This is a genomic window from Halomonas sp. HG01 (assembly GCF_000968715.2).
Classification (GTDB): Bacteria; Pseudomonadota; Gammaproteobacteria; order Pseudomonadales; family Halomonadaceae; genus Halomonas; species Halomonas halophila.
In genome coordinates, this window is record NZ_CP022134.1 from 2969947 (window position 1) to 2987151 (window position 17205).

The 17205-nt window shown below is 69.5% G+C and carries 18 protein-coding genes and 2 tRNA genes; 5 read left to right on the top strand and 15 right to left on the bottom strand.

Features of this window, described 5'->3' with window-relative positions:
• Nucleotides 1–103: 103 nt before the first annotated feature.
• Nucleotides 104–673, bottom strand: coding sequence for a 1,6-anhydro-N-acetylmuramyl-L-alanine amidase AmpD (gene ampD / locus UN84_RS14095; RefSeq protein WP_046078247.1), 570 nt, complete (start codon nucleotides 671–673; stop codon nucleotides 104–106).
• Between the two features lie 77 nt (nucleotides 674–750).
• Between ampD and nadC the strand changes: the two genes are divergently transcribed.
• Nucleotides 751–1602, top strand: a complete 852-nt coding sequence (gene nadC / locus UN84_RS14100; RefSeq protein ID WP_046078248.1) for a carboxylating nicotinate-nucleotide diphosphorylase — start codon at nucleotides 751–753, stop codon at nucleotides 1600–1602.
• Nucleotides 1603–1614: 12 nt separating this feature from the next.
• Here the strand turns inward: nadC and UN84_RS14105 are convergent, their stop codons facing one another.
• Nucleotides 1615–2136, bottom strand: coding sequence for a GNAT family N-acetyltransferase (locus UN84_RS14105; protein ID WP_046078249.1), 522 nt, complete (start codon nucleotides 2134–2136; stop codon nucleotides 1615–1617).
• A 113-nt stretch (nucleotides 2137–2249) separates the two neighbouring features.
• On the opposite strand from UN84_RS14105, the gene tsaA reads away from it, so the two are divergent.
• Nucleotides 2250–2969: a tRNA (N6-threonylcarbamoyladenosine(37)-N6)-methyltransferase TrmO gene (gene tsaA / locus UN84_RS14110; protein ID WP_046078250.1), complete on the top strand. Its 720-nt coding sequence runs from the start codon at nucleotides 2250–2252 to the stop codon at nucleotides 2967–2969.
• A gap of 277 nt (nucleotides 2970–3246) precedes the next feature.
• On the opposite strand, the gene purC is transcribed toward tsaA, so the two are convergent.
• From purC to dapA, 4 genes are all read right to left on the bottom strand, one after another.
• On the bottom strand, nucleotides 3247–3960 hold the full coding sequence (gene purC / locus UN84_RS14115; RefSeq protein WP_035597543.1) for a phosphoribosylaminoimidazolesuccinocarboxamide synthase: 714 nt from the start codon (nucleotides 3958–3960) through the stop codon (nucleotides 3247–3249).
• A 41-nt stretch (nucleotides 3961–4001) separates the two neighbouring features.
• Nucleotides 4002–4787 (bottom strand): MBL fold metallo-hydrolase, encoded by a 786-nt coding sequence (locus UN84_RS14120; protein WP_035597545.1) that lies wholly within the window; start codon nucleotides 4785–4787, stop codon nucleotides 4002–4004.
• Entirely contained in the window at nucleotides 4787–5746 is a 960-nt protein-coding gene (locus UN84_RS14125; protein WP_046078251.1) for an outer membrane protein assembly factor BamC, read from the bottom strand. The genes UN84_RS14120 and UN84_RS14125 overlap by 1 nt, the downstream gene beginning before the upstream one ends.
• Before the next feature lie 74 nt (nucleotides 5747–5820).
• Nucleotides 5821–6705 (bottom strand): 4-hydroxy-tetrahydrodipicolinate synthase, encoded by an 885-nt coding sequence (dapA, locus tag UN84_RS14130; RefSeq protein WP_035597551.1) that lies wholly within the window; start codon nucleotides 6703–6705, stop codon nucleotides 5821–5823.
• A 192-nt stretch (nucleotides 6706–6897) separates the two neighbouring features.
• Here dapA and UN84_RS14135 point away from each other — a divergent pair, with 192 nt between their 5' ends.
• The gene (locus UN84_RS14135; RefSeq protein WP_046078252.1) at nucleotides 6898–7389 is read left to right on the top strand and encodes a peroxiredoxin; all 492 of its coding nucleotides are present in this window, start codon (nucleotides 6898–6900) and stop codon (nucleotides 7387–7389) included.
• Between the two features lie 42 nt (nucleotides 7390–7431).
• Here the strand turns inward: UN84_RS14135 and UN84_RS14140 are convergent, their stop codons facing one another.
• Together UN84_RS14140 and UN84_RS14145 are read right to left on the bottom strand one after the other, a co-directional pair.
• Nucleotides 7432–8544: an AI-2E family transporter gene (locus UN84_RS14140; RefSeq protein WP_035597556.1), complete on the bottom strand. Its 1113-nt coding sequence runs from the start codon at nucleotides 8542–8544 to the stop codon at nucleotides 7432–7434.
• On the bottom strand, nucleotides 8541–8789 hold the full coding sequence (locus UN84_RS14145) for a sulfurtransferase TusA family protein (protein ID WP_035597558.1): 249 nt from the start codon (nucleotides 8787–8789) through the stop codon (nucleotides 8541–8543). Before UN84_RS14145 ends, UN84_RS14140 begins: the two co-directional genes overlap by 4 nt.
• A 132-nt stretch (nucleotides 8790–8921) precedes the next feature.
• Here UN84_RS14145 and UN84_RS14150 point away from each other — a divergent pair, with 132 nt between their 5' ends.
• Nucleotides 8922–10433: a M48 family metalloprotease gene (locus UN84_RS14150; protein WP_046078253.1), complete on the top strand. Its 1512-nt coding sequence runs from the start codon at nucleotides 8922–8924 to the stop codon at nucleotides 10431–10433.
• Nucleotides 10434–10544: 111 nt separating this feature from the next.
• On the opposite strand, the gene nadA is transcribed toward UN84_RS14150, so the two are convergent.
• The 7 genes from nadA to UN84_RS14185 all read right to left on the bottom strand — a co-directional run bounded on the left by nadA (nucleotide 10545) and on the right by UN84_RS14185 (nucleotide 16803).
• Nucleotides 10545–11573, bottom strand: a complete 1029-nt coding sequence (gene nadA / locus UN84_RS14155; protein ID WP_046078254.1) for a quinolinate synthase NadA — start codon at nucleotides 11571–11573, stop codon at nucleotides 10545–10547.
• 277 nt (nucleotides 11574–11850) lie between these two features.
• A tRNA-Lys gene (locus UN84_RS14160) sits at nucleotides 11851–11926 on the bottom strand.
• Nucleotides 11927–11967: 41 nt separating this feature from the next.
• A tRNA-Lys gene (locus UN84_RS14165) sits at nucleotides 11968–12043 on the bottom strand.
• A 107-nt stretch (nucleotides 12044–12150) separates the two neighbouring features.
• Complete coding sequence (gene rluB / locus UN84_RS14170; protein ID WP_035597563.1) at nucleotides 12151–13002, bottom strand: 23S rRNA pseudouridine(2605) synthase RluB; 852 nt, start codon at nucleotides 13000–13002, stop codon at nucleotides 12151–12153.
• Entirely contained in the window at nucleotides 13002–13913 is a 912-nt protein-coding gene (gene scpB / locus UN84_RS14175) for an SMC-Scp complex subunit ScpB (RefSeq protein ID WP_046078255.1), read from the bottom strand. The genes rluB and scpB overlap by 1 nt, the downstream gene beginning before the upstream one ends.
• The gene (locus tag UN84_RS14180; RefSeq protein ID WP_035597568.1) at nucleotides 13910–14908 is read right to left on the bottom strand and encodes a segregation and condensation protein A; all 999 of its coding nucleotides are present in this window, start codon (nucleotides 14906–14908) and stop codon (nucleotides 13910–13912) included. Before UN84_RS14180 ends, scpB begins: the two co-directional genes overlap by 4 nt.
• Nucleotides 14909–14994: 86 nt before the next feature.
• Nucleotides 14995–16803: a DEAD/DEAH box helicase gene (locus UN84_RS14185; RefSeq protein ID WP_046078256.1), complete on the bottom strand. Its 1809-nt coding sequence runs from the start codon at nucleotides 16801–16803 to the stop codon at nucleotides 14995–14997.
• 154 nt (nucleotides 16804–16957) lie between these two features.
• On the opposite strand from UN84_RS14185, the gene UN84_RS14190 reads away from it, so the two are divergent.
• Complete coding sequence (locus tag UN84_RS14190) at nucleotides 16958–17170, top strand: zinc ribbon domain-containing protein (RefSeq protein WP_035597573.1); 213 nt, start codon at nucleotides 16958–16960, stop codon at nucleotides 17168–17170.
• The last annotated feature ends 35 nt before the right edge of the window (nucleotides 17171–17205 follow it).

Below are 17205 nucleotides of genomic sequence, written 5' to 3' on the forward strand. Positions count from 1 at the left end.
GTTTCCTGCTGAATCGAGCCAGATCGACGGCGTTATCCGATTTCATCGCCGCTTCGCCGACACGTTTCCTCGACACGCCATGGGCTTTTATAAAACAGTTTTATTACGAAAGAATGGCCGTGGCGGCCAGGCGCTGGCGAAAATAGGCCCAGTCGAAGGCCGGCCCGGGGTCGGTCTTGCGTAGTGGCGCGACATGGGCATGGCTGGTGATGTGCGCCTCGCTCATCGCCGGATAGCCCGCCAGCAGCGCTCGGGTCGCCCGGGCCAGCGCCTCGTACTGGGCCGCGGTATAGGGCGAAACCTCGTCGCCCTCGAGCTCGATACCCACCGAGAAGTCGTTCAGCCCCTCGCGCTCGACCCCGCCGTCCCGCCAGCGCGAGCGGCCAGCGTGCCAGGCCCGATCGTGGAAGGGCACGAACTGCACGCATTCGCCGTCGCGACGAATCAGCAGGTGCGCGGAGACCCGAAGCCCGGCGATCTCGGCGAAGAACGGGTGGGCGTCCGGCTCCAGGCGATTGGTGAACAGCCGCTCGATGGCATCGCCGGCGAACTCGCCCGGCGGCAGGCTGATGGAATGCAGCACCAGCAGCGAAACCTCGCCGGCCGGACGTGCGTTGTGGTTGGGCGACGGCACCCGCCGGGCATCCGCCAGCCAGCCTTCGTGAATCGGCATCTTTCCCCCTGACGTCGGTCCTGACCTTTCCCCTATAATGAACGCCCCTAGCTTCCCCGCACAGAGGCCACGCCACCATGCATTATCAGGACGCCCTCGCCGAAGAGATCCGCAACAGCGCCGCCCGGCTGCTGGCCGAGGACGTCGGCCCCGGTGACATCACCGCCGAGCTGATCCCCGAGAAGGAGTGGGCCCGGGCCCGGGTGATCACCCGCGAGCCGACGGTGCTGTGCGGCGTGGCCTGGGTCGACGAGCTGTTCCGCCGCCTCGACGCCCGGGTGGCACTGCGCTGGCAGGCCGCCGACGGCGACCGCCTCGAGGCCGGGGCGCCGCTGCTCGAGCTGGAGGGGCCGGCACGCAGCCTGCTCACCGGCGAGCGCGCGGCGCTGAACCTGCTGCAGACGCTGTCCGCCACCGCCACTCGCACCCGGCACTACGTGGACCTGCTGGACGGCACCGGCGTGGGCATCCTCGACACCCGCAAGACCCTGCCCGGCATGCGCCTGGCGCAGAAATACGCCGTGACCTGCGGTGGCGGCCTCAACCACCGCATCGGCCTCTATGACGCCTTCCTGATCAAGGAGAACCACATCGCGGCCTGCGGCGGCATCGCCGCGGCGGTCGAGGAAGCCCGACGCATCGCCCGCGACCTGCCGGTGGAAGTGGAGGTGGAGACCTTCGAGGAACTCGACCAGGCGCAGGCCGCCCAGGCCGACATCATCATGCTCGACAACTTCTCGCTCGACGACATGCGCGAGGCGGTGCGCCGCAACGAGGGGCGCGCCATCCTCGAGGCTTCGGGCAACGTCGACGAGACGACCCTCCAGGCCATCGCCGAGACCGGCGTCGACCGCATCTCCAGCGGCGCCCTGACCAAGGACGTCAAGGCGATCGACCTGTCGATGCGCTTCCTGGAACAAGGCGCCTAGGCGGCGCCCGACTCAGGCCGGCTGCGGCGCCAGCGGCTTCTCCAGGCGCCGGCGCGGCAGCCGTTCGCCGCCACGCTCGACCCATTCCTCGCGCACCCGGGACCAGCCGCGGCGCTCCAGGCCATCGGCCATCACCAGGCTGGCGTCGATGCTCAATCGCTCGCCACCGCGCTCGCGCACCAGGCGCTCGGCGTGCCCCAGCAGGGCACCGCCGATGCCGCGCCGGGCCAGCGACGGCCAGACGTAGAGCGACTCCACATGGCCGCGGGGCAGGTCCAGCTCCAGGAAGGCCACGCAGCGACCGTCACAGGTCGCCACCAGGGTGGTGTAAAGCGCATGCCGCGCCACCCAGGCACTGCCCTCGCGGGGCAGCACCGCCGCCCAGGCCTGCCGGGCGGCCAGCGTGTAGTGGCTCATGGCGCCCTGCATGACGGCATGATGGAAGACCTCGGCCTGATCGCCGCCGTCCTGGGCGCGAGCCTCGCGGTAGAGAATGCGCGGCGCCGCGTCGTGCGGAGATTCGAACTGACCCATGAGGGACACCCTGCGAAGATGAAGACGCCCAGAGACTACCGAAGCGATGCCGCCGCGCCAATGCCCATGGCAGGGGCGGCGCATCATCGCCCCGGCGACCGGCGGACACGCGCATGAACGAGACGCCCCGAACCTTCGACCTGACGCCCATCGGACGCATCGAGAGCGACTACCCCGACAAGTTCGGCATTCCCCGCCAGCCGGGGCTGGCCGACGCCGCCCGGGCCAGCCTGGTGCTGACGCCCCCCCACGACGATCCGCTGGCGGTGCGCGGCCTGGAGGCCTTCAGCCACCTGTGGGTAACCTTCGTCTTCCACCTGAGCCCCGAACGCTGGACGCCGCTGGTGCGGCCGCCGCGCCTGGGTGGCAACGCGAAAGTGGGCGTGTTCGCCAGCCGCAGCACCCACCGCCCCAACCGCCTGGGGCTGTCGCTGGTCGAGCTCGAGGGCATCGACACCGACGACGGCGTGCGCCTGCGGCTGCGCGGCGCCGACCTGGTCGACGGCACCCCGGTGCTCGACATCAAGCCCTACCTGCCCTGGGCGGAATCGCGCCCCGAGGCCCGGGCCGGCTTCGCCCCCGAGGCGCCGAGCGCCCTGCCCGTGCGCCTGACGCCGATGGCCGAGGCGGCGCTGGCCGCCCGCCCCGACGGCGCCTCGCTGCGCGCACTGATCCAGCAGGTGCTGGCCCAGGACCCGCGCCCCGCCTATCGCCGCGGCGCCGAGGAACGCATCTACGGCGTGCGGCTGCGCGACGTCGACGTGCGCTTCCAAGCCCTCGCCAGTGAGACCGGCGAGACAGCACTGGAGGTCGTCGAGATCGTGGCGGCGTAGGCCAGCTGATGCGCTTGTCCGGCGTCAAGGCGTCGCGAGGGCGCTGTGAACCCTTCCCTGGGCGCTAACTTTTGCCCTGCAGCGCTCTCGCATCCTGCTTCGCTTGCAGGACCGGTGCTGGCCATCCCTGGCCAGCCCGTTCGGCGAGAATCGCCTCACCCACGGCAAAAACCCCTCGCGCCACCTTGCCCCGCGCGCATCTCGCCTATGCCGAGTGCCGGATGTCAGAAACGACGAAGGGCCCCGCAGGGCCCTTCGTTCGGCATGGCAGACGTCTTCAAGAGAAGTCGACGCCGATCCGCTTGCCCACCTCTTCGTAGGCCTCGATCACGCCGCCCAGCCCCTGGCGGAAGCGGTCCTTGTCCAGCTTCTCGCGGGTCTCGGCGTCCCACAGGCGGCAGCCGTCCGGGGAGAACTCGTCGCCCAGCACGATCCGGCCCTGGAACACGCCGAACTCGAGCTTGTAGTCCACCAGCAGCAGGTCGCCGGCGGCGAACAGCGCCTTGAGCACCTCGTTGACGCGAAAGGTCAGCGCCTTCATCTCGGCCAGCTGCTCCGGGGTCGCCCAGCCGAAGGTCTCGGCCAGCGACTCGTTGATCATCGGGTCATGCAGGGCGTCGTTCTTGAGGAACAGCTCGAAGGTCGGCGGATTCAGCTCGCTGCCCTCTTCCACGCCGAGGCGCTTGACCAGGCCCCCGGCGGCGATGTTGCGCACCACGCACTCGACCGGAAGCATGTCCATGTTCTTGACCACGCACTCGTTGTCGCCGAGCAGGCCCTCGAAGTGGGTCGGGATGCCGGCCTCCTCGAGCTTGCCCATGATGAAGGCATTGAAGCGGTTGTTGACCTTGCCCTTGCGCTCCAGCGACTCCATGCGCTCGCCGTCGAAGGCGCTGGTGTCGTCGCGGAAGTGCAAGATCAGGCGATCCGGGTCATCGGTGGCGAAGACGGACTTGGCCTTGCCGGCATAGAGTTCTTGGCGCTTTTCCATGGGAGCCTCCACAGGCAACAGTCAGATGGAATTCTGGAATCTCAGGTGATCGCCTGCCAGTCCAGCCCCTGATCCTGGGCCGCCACCGTCAGGCGCGAATCGTCGCCGTCGAGCAGTGGCACCAGGGCCTCCAGGGCCAGCTCGGGGCGATTGTTGTGTTCGGAAAGGTGCGAGCAGACGATGCGCTGCAGGCCGTCCAGCCCCAGCCGCCGCAGCAGCCAGGCGGACTGGGCGTTGGCCAGGTGTCCCCACTGGCCGCCGACCCGGCGCTTGAGACTCGGCGGGTAGGGGCCGGTCTCCAGCAGATGGACGTCGTGGTTGCACTCCAGCACCAGGGCGTCGCAGCCGCGGAAGGCCTCGACCACGTGCTCGCTGGGATGGCCCAGATCGGTGAGCAGGCCCAGGCGGCGACCGGCGGCGGCCAGCCGGAACTGCACCGGCTCCCGAGCGTCGTGGGGCACCGTGACCGGGTCGATCTCGATGCCCTTCACGGCGAAGCGCGCCTGGGGGGTGATCCAGTGCCGGTGCGGCACCTCGCCGAGCTTGCCCGACAGCCAGGTGCCGGGCGTGAGATAGACCGGCACCTTGTGACGCCGCGCCAGCGGACCGACCCCGCGGATGTGATCGCCGTGCTCGTGGGTGACGAGCACGGCATCGAGCTGGCGAGGATGGAGGTCGAAGCGCGCCAGGCGACGCTCGGTCTCCCTGAGACCGAAGCCGCAGTCGATCAGCAGGCGCGTCTCGCCATCGCTGACCAGGGTGGCATTGCCCTTGCTGCCGCTGCCGAGCGAGGCGAACTGCAGCCGCCGCGTCGCGACCTCCGTCATCAGCCCAGCAGGCCCGCCACCCGCTCGAGCAGCTCGCGACGATCCTCGTCGGACAGCTCGCGGTCGTCGGCGGAATCGGCCTTCAGCACGGCACTCTGCGGCCCCGAGGCCTCGAGCGACAGGCGAATGCGCTGGGGGTCCGCCCCGCCGAAGCTGGTCAGGGTGTCCCAGATTCCCTCGCTGCGGGCGCTGAGCGTCAGGTAGTCGACCAGGAAGGTGCGGGCCTCGGCATCCTGCTCCAGCAGCTCGCGACGCTCTTGCACCGCGAAGTCCGCCTCGAGCTGGTAGCTCAGCTCGGCCCAGGTGCGATCCACGCCATAGGGCAGCTCCAGGCGCCATTCACCGCCGGACCGGGTGAGCAGCGGATTGGCCTGATCACCGGGGCGCTGGACCGCCAGCGAGGAGGCGCTGGCGGTGGCACCACGGGCCTCGAAGCGACGCTGCAGGGCGCGCAGGCAGCGCTGCTGGGGCGAACCGCCCTGCTCGCAGCGCAGTTCGCTGGCCCCCTGCTGCAGGCCGGGCCGGACGCTGAGCCGCGCCTGATCGGTGACCAGCAGGCCGCGGTTGGCGTCGCGCTGGACGACCGTGAGGCCACGCTCGGCCACGAAGTCCTCGAGCTCGGACCAGACGACGCTGGGTGCGGCGCCGATCACCAGCCAGCGCTGGCCGGCCGCCTCGCGCAGCGCCACGCCGCCGGCCTGCACGCCGCTCCCGGCGCCCAGGGCGCGAGGCGGCGGCACGCGAAAGTCCTCACCCTGTGAGACGAAGCTGCCCTGCGCTTCGGGAACCGGCATGGCATTGCCGAAGCGGCGGTCGTCGCGGGCATCGGGCAGCACCAGGGAGGCGCTCGACTCGGCGTCGACGTAGTCGGTGCCACGGTCGTCGTAGTAGCCGTCGCGGGCACAGCCGGCCAGGGCCAGCGCCGCCACCAGCGGCATCCATTTCAGCGCAGAGCTCATGCGTCCACCTTGCTCAAGTTGTCCAAGTCGCGGCGTCTCGCGCCGCGTCAGTCGTCACTCTCGGTTCGTCGACCTCAGTCGTCGATCACGCCGGCCAGCTGCAGGGCCTCGCTGACGGTGGAGTGGTACTTCTCGGAGAGCCAGGTCAGCGGCAGACGGATGCCCGCCTCGGCCAGCCCCATGCGATTCAGCGCCCACTTGACGGGAATCGGGTTGGCCTCGATGCCGAGATTGGTGTGCAGCGGCATCAGACGGGTGTTGATCTGGTGCGCCTTCTCCGAGTCGCCGGCCACCGCCGCGGCGCACAGCTCGTGCATGGCGCGGGGGGCCACGTTGGCGGTCACCGAGATGTCGCCGTGGCCGCCCATCAGCATGAAGTCGCAGGCGGTACCGTCATCGCCGGAGTAGAGCATGAAGCCGCTGCCCTTGAGGCGAGCGATCAGGTCCTCGGCGCGCTCCAGGTTGCCGGTGGCATCCTTGAGGCCGACGATGTTGTCCACCTCGGCCAGGCGCAGCACGGTCTCGTTGTAGAGATCGGAGCAGGTGCGGCCGGGCACGTTGTAGAGGATCACCGGCAGGTTGCTGCCCTCGGCGACGGCCTTGAAGTGCTGGTAGAGGCCTTCCTGGGTCGGCTTGTTGTAGTAGGGGCACACGGACAGGCAGTAGTCCGCCCCCACTTCGCTGGCATAGCGCGCCAGCTCGACCGCCTCGGAGGTGGCGTTGGCGCCGGTACCGGCGATGACCGGCACCCGGCCACCGACCTCTTCCACCACCGCGCGGATGACGTCGAAGTGCTCGGCGAACGACATGGTGGTCGGCTCGCCGGTGGTGCCCGCCGCGACGATGGCGTCGGTGCCATTGTCCAGATGGAAATGGACCAGGGCCCGCAGGGCTTCCCAGTCGATATCGCCGTTGACCTTCATCGGTGTCGCCAGCGCGACGATACTACCCGTGATCATCCTCGTCTTGTCCTCTCGCTGCCTGTCGGCGACCGCAGGGCTCGGCCGCCAAGAAAAACCCGCCCTCGCCCGTGGGCGCGATGCCAGGGGCCAAATGGTACTCAGGGCTCGAGAGCCTGTACAGCGGCGACTTTACAGTCGCCGGCGGGTTGCGTGTAATCATGACGTTCATTCCCCGATTGGAGCCCCATCATGAGCGTCAGCCTCGGTCAGCCGGTGCCCGACTTCACCGCCACCGCCACCGGCGATACCACCCTCAGCCTCTCGGAACTGCGCGGCCGCCAGGTGGTGATCTACTTCTACCCCAAGGCCAGCACTCCGGGCTGCACCACCGAGGGCGGCGACTTCCGCGACCGCAAGGACGCCTTCGACGCCGCCAACACCGTGATCGTCGGCGTTTCCCGGGACGGCATCCGCGCCCAGGAGAACTTCAAGGCCAAGCAGGACTTCAACTTCACGCTGCTGTCCGACAAGGACGAGGCGGTGTGCCAGCTGTTCGACGTGATCAAGCTCAAGAAGCTCTACGGCAAGGAACACCTGGGGATCGAGCGCAGCACCTTCCTGATCGACGCCGAGGGCAGGCTCGCCCGGGAGTGGCGCAAGGTGAAGGTCAAGGGCCACGTGGACGAGGTCCTCGAGGCCGCCCAGGCCCTTCACGCCGGCGAACCGGCAGCGAGCGAGTAAGCCAGGCGAACGCGCCGTCCCGGCCGGGACGGCGCAGCGCTGTCAGGCCTCGTCGGCGCCGTTCGGGGCGTGGTGGGCGGCCTCTTCCTGACGATGCTGCTGAATGCCCCGCGGCCAGGCATACACCAGCGCCTTGAGCAGGGTCGCCAGCGGGATGGCGAAGAAGATGCCCCAGAAGCCCCACACGCCGCCGAAGAACAGCACCGCCAGGATGATCGACACCGGATGCAGGTTGACCGCCTCGGAGAACAGCACCGGCACCAGCACGTTGCCGTCCAGCGCCTGGATCACCCCGTAGGCGATCAGCACGTAGAGGAACTGGTCGCCGACGCCGAAGTGGAAGCCGGCCACCGCCGCCACCGGCACCGTCGCCACCGCGGCGCCGATGTAGGGCACCAGCACCGACAGCCCCACCAGCACGCCGAGCAGTGCCGAATAGGGCAGCCCGAAGAAGGCAAAGGTGAAGAAGGCCACGCCGCCGACGATCACGATCTCGGTGACCTTGCCGCGCACGTAGTTGGCGATCTGGGCATCCATTTCCTGCCATACCCGGGTCATCAGCCCCCGCCGGCGCGGCAGCAATGACACCGCGAAACCCACCAGCCGGTCGCGGTCCTTGAGCATGAAGAACACCAGGATCGGCACCAGCACCAGGTACACGATCAGCCCCACGATGTTGCCCAGCGAGGCCAGCGACAGCGTCAGCGCCCGCTGGCCGAGCTGGGTCACCTCGCGGCCCGCCATCCCCACCCAGTCCTGGATCTGGGCCGGCGTCACCAGGTCGGGATAGCGGGTCTGGAGATCAGCGAGCAGCTGCTGGCCGCTGGCGAACATGCGCGGCGTCTCCTGAAGCAGGTTGACCAGCTGTGTCCAGATCAGCGGCAGCAGCACCAGCGCCATGGCCAGCACCACGCCGACGAAGCCCAGATAGACCAGCATCACCGCCAGGAAGTGCGGTACCCGTCGCCGGGTCAGGGCATTCACCCCGCCCTGCAGCAGGAAGGCGATGACCAGCGCGGTAAGGAAGGGCGCCAGCATCTGGCCCAGCCAGATCACCACCGCGAAGCCCAGCACCAGGACCACCAGCAGGATCACCGCCTCTTCGTCGGAGAGATAGTGATCGACCCAGCCGCGCAGCAGCGAACGCAGCGTCATGAGGAGGCCTCCCCGCCCTTGCGGATCCAGTAGTGATAGACCTCGCCCCGCTCCTCGCGGGCCGGCATCTCATGGGCGCTCTGGGCGATGAAGGTCTCGAAGTCGCGCCAGGAACCGGCATCGGTGGCCATCACTTCCAGCACCTGGTCGGGCGCCAGGCGCGACAGCGCCTGCTTGGCCTTGAGCAGAGGCAACGGACAGGAAAGCCCTCTGGCATCGAGGACGTCGTCGGGTTGCACAGCCATGTCGTCTCCCGCGAGAATGCCTGAAGCCGTCGCGCTCATCGTCGCGAACGGCATGAATGCCTGCGATTTAAAGGCACTTTCCCCGCTGAATCAATGTCGGAGGGAACACCCCCAAGCGCCCGACGACCGAGGATGGCCATGCTGCGTCGCCCCCTGCCCTGCCTGACCGCCATCACCCTGAGCCTGGCACTGAGCGCCCCGGCCGCCGGCCAGACGCTGTCGCTCGAGCTGCCGGATCAGGCCGCGTCACCCTCGACCTTCGACGACTCGCCGACCTTCGAGCTGCCGAGCCTGACCCAACGTGACACCCAGGCGGTCAGCGGCGAGGAAACACGGCTCGGCCGCGCCTGGCTGCGCCAGTTCCGCGCCCACGCCCCGCTGTGGCAGGACCCGCTCGCCGAGCACTACCTCTCCTCGCTGGTGGCCAGGCTGTTGCCCTACAGCCAGGTCGGCGGCATCGACCCGGTCATCACCCTGGTCGCCAGCGAGCGGCTCAACGCCTTCGCCGTGCCCGGCGGGGTGATCGGCGTTAATGCCGGGCTGTTCGCCTTCGCCCAGGGCGAGGGGCCGCTGGCCTCGGTGCTGGCCCACGAGCTCGGCCATCTCTCGCAGAACCACTACGCCCGCGGCCAGCGGCGCGCCGAACAGACACGCCTCCCGGCCATGGCCGCCATGCTCGCAGGCATGCTGCTCGCCGCCGGCGGCGGCGGTGACGCCGGCATCGCCGCCGCCATGGGCTCCCAGGCCGCCCTGTTCCAGGACCAGCTGGCCTACTCGCGACGCTTCGAACGCGAGGCCGACCGCCTGGGGCTGCAGACGCTGGCCAACGCGGGCTACGATCCGCAGGCCATGGTCGAGATGTTCCGCGCCATGCAGCAGATGGCGGCCCTGCAGGGCGGGCAACCGCCGGAATTCCTGCTGACCCACCCGGTCTCCGAATCACGCATCAGCGACGCCCAGGCGCGGGTCGCCCAGCTGCCGGCCGGCGACAACCGCCGCGATGACACCGAATACCAGATGGTCCGCGCCCGGGCCCTGCTCGCCATCCACGACCAGGAACCGCGACAGGCGCTGACGCGGCTGCAGCGCGACGACGCCCCACCCGCGGCCCGCCGCTACGTCACGGCGCTGATCGACGCCCAGGAAGGCAGGACCGACGCGGCGCTCTCCACCCTCGAGGCCCTGGCAGCACAGTGGCCGGACCTGGCCCTGCTCCCGGCCACCGCCGCCGAGGTCGCCCTCGACGCCGGCCGGGTGGACGACGCCATCCGCCGCAGCCGCCACCAGCTGCGACTGATGCCCGGCTACGCGCCGGCGGGCCTGCTGCTGGGCGAGGCCCTGCTGCAGCGCGATCCCGGCGAGGCCTACCGCGTGCTGCGCGAACTGGCCGCCCGCCAGCCGGAGAACCCCCAGGTCTTCACCCTGCTGGCCGAGGCCGCCGGACGCAGCGGCCACCGCGCCTGGGGGCATCTCGCCCGAGCCGAGCAGCTGCAGCTGACCGGCCGCATCGACCGCGGCATCGAACAGCTGGAGGTCGCGAGCGACATCGCCAAGATCGAGGGCGACCCCAATACCCTGGCCCGCGTCGAGCAGCGCCGCGAGGCCTTCGTCGGCTACCGGGAGACGATGGAGAAGTTCAAGTAGCCGGAAGCTGGAAGACAGGGCAAAACGCAACGCCCCTGGACGCGCGTCCGGGGGCGTTTTTTCTTCCAGCGTCCAGGCACGAAGCGCCGCTCTTCAAGCGCCGGGCGACGCCTAGCGATTGAACTCGAGCATCCGCGTGAGCGGCTTGAGCGCGGCCCGGCGCAGCTCGTCGCCGACCTGGATCTCGCCCGTGCCCTCGCGCAGCGCGCCGGCCAGGTTGTCCAGGGCGTTCATCGCCATCCACGGGCAATGGGCGCAGCTGCGGCAGGTGGCGCCGTTGCCGGCGGTGGGCGCCTCGAACAGGGTCTTCTCGGGCACCGCCTGCTGCATCTTGAAGAAGATGCCGCGGTCGGTGGCCACGATCAGCTCCTCGTTGGGCAGCTCCTTGGCGGCCTTGATCAGCTGGGAGGTGGAGCCCGCCACGTCGGCCAGCTCGACCACCGAGGACGGCGACTCGGGGTGCACCAGCACCGCGGCGTCCGGGTACAGGCCCTTGAGGTCCTCGACGCCCTTGGCCTTGAACTCCTCGTGGACGATGCAGGCACCGTCCCACAGCAGCATGTCGGCGCCGGTCTGCTTCTGGATGTAGCCGCCGAGGTGCTTGTCCGGCGCCCACAGGATCTTCTCGCCGCGGGCCTGGAGGTGTTCGATCACCTCCACCGCGATCGACGAGGTCACGACCCAGTCGGCGCGCGCCTTCACCGCCGCCGAGGTGTTGGCGTAGACCACCACGGTGCGATCGGGATGCTGGTCGCAGAAGGCACTGAACTCGTCGGCCGGGCAGCCCACGTCCAGCGAGCAGGTCGCCTCGAGCGTCGGCATCAGCACGCGCTTCTCCGGCGACAGGATCTTGGCCGTCTCGCCCATGAAGCGCACGCCGGCCACCACCAGGGTGTCGGCCGGATGACGGGCGCCGAAGCGAGCCATCTCGAGGGAATCCGCCACGCAGCCGCCGGTTTCCTCGGCCAGCTGCTGAATGGCGTCATCGGTGTAGTAGTGAGCCACCAGGACGGCGTTGTTGGCCTCGAGCAGACGCTTGATCTCCTCGATGCGGGCTTCGTCCTCGGCGGGAATGCGCGTGGGGCAATAGGAACGCGCCAGCTGCTCTCGCAGCTCGGCACGGGAAGTCATGATCGTCATCGTGTCTACCACTGTGACCGGCAGGGGCTCCCCCTGCATTGCACCAGGTGCCGACACGCGTGCGCTCCGCACGCCGCGACACACCGTGGGTCAACCGCGGCGTCTTCCGCCCTGGCCAACCCGCCTTCATTCTAGCCGGAATACGCGCCGAACGCGTCCTGCAAGACGAAAGGACAGTCGTCGAGCATGACGCCGTCCCGCCGCCCTTGCAAGGCGCGCCACCGACCGGGCGCGCACGAAAAACGCCCCTGCCTCAGGGAGGCAGGGGCGTCGAATCTGGTGGGTCGTGTAGGATTCGAACCTACGACCAATTGGTTAAAAGCCAACTGCTCTACCAACTGAGCTAACGACCCATGATGCATGGCGGCTCAGTCGCCATGAATCCAGGTTCGGTTGGTGGGTCGTGTAGGATTCGAACCTACGACCAATTGGTTAAAAGCCAACTGCTCTACCAACTGAGCTAACGACCCTTCCGAACGGGTGCAGATAATACGGATATGCCCCCGGCATGGCAAGCGCTTTTTCACCTTTAGGCGAATTTTCTCGCCTGCCGGGGCGGGCAGGCCCGCGCGCCTTGCTAACGACGCGACTTGGGCTTGCGCATCGCCTGCACCGGACGACGCTTGTTCTTGTCGCGGCTCCAGCGGTTCTTCTCGTCCGGGGTCAGCTCAGGCACCTTGCGCGCCGGCAGCCCGGCCATGCCGGCGAGGTCGTCGATCTCCTCCTGGGAGAGCTCGACCCATTCGCTGGCCTTGGCCCGCTTGTCGAGGAAGATGTTGCCGTAGCGCACCCGCTTGAGGCGGCTGACGGTCAGCCCCTGGGATTCCCACAGGCGGCGCACCTCGCGGTTGCGGCCCTCCATGATCACCACGTGGAACCAGGTGTTGATGCCCTCGCCGCCGAACTCCTGCACGTCGGTGAAACGCGCCGGACCGTCGTCGAGCATCACGCCCTCGACCATCGCCGTGACGTGGGACTGCTGGACGTCGCCCATCACCCGCACGGCGTACTCGCGCTCGATCTGGGTCGAGGGGTGCATCAGCCGGTTGGCCAGCTCGCCGTCGGTGGTGAACAGCAGCAGGCCACTGGTGTTGATGTCGAGGCGGCCGATGGCGATCCAGCGCTCGCCCTTGAGGCGCGGCAGGCGATCGAACACGGTGCGCCGCCCTTCCGGATCCTTGCGGGTGCACAGCTCGCCCTCGGGCTTGTTGTACATGATCACCCGCCGCGGCACCTCCTCGGCGGCGCGCAGCGTCACCGGGCGGTCGTCGAGGGCGACCTTGTCGCGGGGCTCGATGCGGTCGCCCAGGGTCGCCACCTGGCCGTTGACCTTGACCCGGCCGTCGGCGATGGCCGCTTCCATCTCGCGGCGCGAGCCCATGCCGGCCCGGGCCAGGACCTTCTGCAGTTTCTCGGTGGTGGTGCTCATCAGTCGTCAGTCTCGCTGGTAGTGGATTCCGCCCCCGGGGCAGCGTCATCGTCGACGCGGCCCCGGGCACGTTCGGACAGGCGGGCTTCGAGATCGGCGAAGCTCAGGCCTGTCCGCTCGGACGCCGTCCCGGCGTGGTCATCGTCGGCCGTCCCGGCCGTCGACTCGCCGGCCGCAGGCGCGGAAGCCTCGGCGGCGGTCTTCTCTTCAAAGGTGTCATCGCGGGTGGCAGTGTCGGCACGATCGTCCGTTTCCGCCACTTCCTCGTGCGTTTTTTCCCGTTCGTCGCCCTCGTCGACGGGCTCGTCCGCCTGGGCCAGCAGGTCGTGCTGGGGCGGCGGCGGCGTGTCCTCGAGGGTCTGCTCCGCCTCCTCGAAGCCCTTGAGCTCGTGCATCGGCGGCAGCTCGTCGAGGGTCTTGAGGCCGAAGTCGTCGAGGAAGCTGCGGGTGGTGGCGTAGACCGCCGGGCGACCCGGCACGTCGCGATGCCCCACCACCCGCACCCAGCCGCGCTCGACCAGGGTGCGCATGATCTGGCCGCTGACGGTGACGCCGCGCACCTCCTCGATGTCGCCGCGGGTCACCGGCTGGCGATAGGCGATCAGCGCCAGGGTCTCGAGCAGCGCCCGGGAGTAGCGCTGCGGGCGCTCGTCCCACAGCCGCGAGACCCAGCTCGAGAGCCGCGGCCGGATGCGCAGCTGGTAGCCCGAGGCCGTTTCCAGCAGCTCCATGGCGCCGCGCTGGTGGCGCGTCTCGAGGCGCCCCAGGGCCTCGCGCAGGGCGCGCCGGGGCGGCAGCTCATGGTCGTCGAACAGGTTCTCCAGCCGCTCCAGCGACAGCGGCTCGCCGGCGGCGAGCAGCGCGGCCTCGAGGATCTCGTCCAGGGCATCGGGGATTTCCATGGCGGTCATGGCGACTCGCTCCCTTGGTCGTCGTCATCCGCGAAGGGGCTCTCCCCTTCTGGCTCGTCGTCAGCGTAGGCGTCTTCTTCTGCCTCGTCGTCCTGCGGGCCGCCCCGGGCGCGCACGTGAATCGGCGACAGCGGGGCGTTCTGCACGATCTCGATCATCGACTCCTTGGCCAGCTCGAGGATCGCCATGAAGGTCACCACCACGCCGGCGCGGCCCTCCTCGAGGGTGAACAGCGCCTCGAAGGCGGTGTAGCGCTCGAAGTCGAGCCGCTCCATGATCGCCAGCATGCGCTCCCGGGTGGAGAGCGTCTCGCGGCTGACCTGGTGCGCCTGGTTGAGCTCGGCGCGGCGCAGGATGCCGGCCAGGGCGCCGAGCAGCTCGTCGAGCTCGACGTCGGGATGCACCACCCGGCTCTCCAGCGGCGGCAGCGCCGCCCGGGCCGGGAACCAGTCGCGCCCCAGCCGCGGCAGCTCGGCCAGCGCCTCGGCGGCGTTCTTGAGCCGCTCGTACTCCTGCAGGCGGCGGATCAGCTCGGCGCGCGGATCCTCCTCGTCCTCGTCGCCGCCTTCCTTCGGCGGCTTGGGCAGCAGGGTGCGCGACTTGATCTCGGCCAGCATCGCCGCCATCAGCAGGTACTCGCCGGCCAGCTCGATCTCCATCGCCTTCATCAGCTCCACGTACTCGATGTACTGGTGGGTGATGGCGGCCACGTCGATGGCCAGGATGTCCAGGTTCTGGCGCCGGATCAGGTACAGCAGCAGGTCGAGCGGCCCCTCGAAGGCCTCGAGGAAGACCTTGAGCGCCTCCGGCGGGATGTAGAGATCCTCCGGCAGCTCGGTGATCGGCTCGTCGAACAGCCGGCCCAGCACCGCGGCGCTCTGGCTGAGCGCCTGCGCCTCGGCGTCGCTCGCCCCGGCCCCCTCGGCGACGGTCGGGTCGGCGGGGGACCCCGGGGCGTCGTCGGGTGTCTCGGTGGACGGGGGCGTCTCGCTCACGCGGGGCAGGCCTCCGGTAGCTGGTGGGGCGGCGAATGATCGACCGCACAGTCTACCAAGCGGCGAAGATCAGGGTAAGCCGTGACTCATCCCGCCTCGGCGGCGAGACGATAGCGGCCGGTATAGTCGAACAGCTTGCGCCGCACCTGCCAGTGGCGGCCGGCCTTGCGGCCGATCACGAAGTCCGGGGCACGCAGCCGGTGCCGTTCGGCGACCACCTCCTCCGGCGTGGTCGGCGACCAGCGCGTGCCCGGGGCACGCAGGTGCTCGCGCAGGAAGGCCGCGGCGAAGGCGCCGCGCTGGGCCGGCGTCTCCAGGGCGAACCATTCGGCCAGGGTGGCGCCGTCCTCGTCGTGGTAGACGACCTTGAGCCGCGGCAGGCCGCGGCCGTTGACGGTGGCCTCGAGCTGCATGCCGGAGACGCGCAGCACCCGGGCATCGCGGAGCTTGAGCGCCTCGCGCAGCTTGTCGTCGGCGTCCACCAGCAGCGACTCGCAGCCGTGGCAGCGCCGCGCCGCGGTGTCGTTCTCGGCGCCGCACTGATCGCAGACCTTGAAGCGGAAGCGGAAGCTGCACTGCTGCCTCTTGCCGGCGCCCGATGCCATGCCATCCCCGCTCTCTTCCACCACCAGCCCCTGACAGCGGCGACCGAAGTGCTCGATGACGATCTCGCCGTCGCGCCGGCCCCAGAACAGGTTGGCGTGGCCGCACTGCGGGCACTCGACCTGCACCGGCTCGGTGTCGCCGGCGGGCCTGGGGCTGCCCACCTCGGGAGCGTAGAGATCCCAGGGATTGCCGGCGTAGTCGAGGATCAGGCAGTCGCGCTTGCCCGGCGCCAGGCGCAGGCCGCGGCCGACGATCTGCTGGTAGAGCCCCACCGACTCGGTGGGCCGCAGGATGGCGATCAGGTCCACGTGGGGCGCGTCGAAGCCGGTGGTCAGCACCGCCACGTTGACCAGGTACTTGAGCTCGCGAGCCTTGAAGGCCTGGATGATTGCCTCGCGCTCGGCGGCGGGGGTGGCGCCGGTGATCAGCGCCGCTTCGTCGGCGGGCAGGTAACCCATGATCTCCTCGGCGTGGGCCACGCTGGCGGCGAACAGCATCACCCCGGCGCGCTCGGCGGCGTGGGCGATCACCTCCTCGAGGATCGCCGGCGTCGCCCGGTTGCCGGCCGCCACCCGGTTCAGCTCCGCCTCCTGGAACAGGCCGCCGCTGCCGGGCGCGAGGGCCGAGAAGTCGTAGCGCTCCACGGCGGCATCGACCAGCCGCGGCTCGGCCAGATAGCCCTGCTTGACCATCAGCCGCAGCGGCTGCTCGAACACGCAGTCGCGGAAGAAGCAGTCGTCGTCGCCGCGCACCATGCCGTGATAGTGACGGTGATAGAGGAAGCCCTGGCCCAGCCGGTACGGCGTGGCGGTCAGGCCCAGCACCTTGAGCCGCGGATTGCGCTCGCGCAGATGGGCGATGACCCGCCGATAGCTGGAATCCTCGTCCAGCGACACCCGATGACACTCGTCGATGACCAGCAGCGTGAAGGCACCCTGCCCTTCGCAAGGCGAGCCGAAGCCGTCGAGGTTCCTCACCACCGACTGCACCGAGCCGAACACCACCTGGCGGCCGCTTTCCTTGCGGCCCAGGCCGGCGCTGAAGATATCGGCCTCGAGGCCGTAGGCCTGGTACTTGGCGTGGTTCTGCTCGACCAGCTCGCGCACGTGGGCGAGTACCAGCACCCGGCCGCGGGCCAGGCGCGCCAGCTCGGCGATCACCAGCGACTTGCCGCTGCCGGTGGGCAGCACCACCACGGCGGGGTCGTCGCCGGCGCGGAAGTGCTCGACCACGCGGGTCACCGCCTGCTGCTGGTAGGGGCGCAGGCTGGGCGGAGCGGTTTCGGTCATGACGGGCCTCTCGACGATGCAGGCGCCATCTTAACGAGCGCGCGGGTCCGCGTCAGCGCGAAGCGTCGTTCCAGCGTGAGACTTGACCCGGACAGGCTCTGCCATGCTATCTAGGAGACATGTCACCTTCCTCGTCGACACAGGAGAGTCGCCCATGAAAGTGAAGACCAGCCCCGAGTGCCCGAAGTGCGGCAGCCGCATGAAACGACTGCCTCCGGGGCGTCAGGACCAGTACCACGTCTACTGCGATGACTGCGGCCACGACTTCGGCCGCTACGACTACCTGCAGGCCCAGTTCAAGCACCTGCTCGACGACGTGGAAGCCCATCTCAAGGAGCAGGAGCGCTCCGGCGACGACGCTTCCTGACCTGATCCGCCGCCGACGGCGACCCCGCCAACGAC